We start from the raw sequence: 254 nt of genomic DNA on the forward strand, positions 1-254 counted from the left end.
CTGCACGCCCAGGCCCTGGTGGATGCCCTGGTGCCCCTGAGCATGCGCGAATACTCCATCGCCTCGATTGCCGCCGACGGTTGCCTGGAGCTGCTGGTACGCCAGGAACGCCACGCCGACGGCAGCCTGGGGATCGGTTCCGGCTGGCTCACCGAGCATGCTGCGGTGGGTTCGAGCATCAGCCTGCGGGTACGGCGCAACAGCGGCTTCCACCTGCCGGCCGAACCTTGCCCGCTGATTCTGCTGGGCAACGG

The 254-nt window shown here is 68.5% G+C and carries 1 pseudogene; it reads left to right on the plus strand.

The features are described from left to right. Positions 1 to 254, plus strand: a pseudogene (locus SB756_RS32650) (flavodoxin); the annotation flags it as partial.

The sequence above is a fragment of the Pseudomonas sp. SIMBA_068 genome (assembly GCF_046534705.1).
Taxonomy (GTDB): Bacteria; Pseudomonadota; Gammaproteobacteria; order Pseudomonadales; family Pseudomonadaceae; genus Aquipseudomonas; species Aquipseudomonas putida.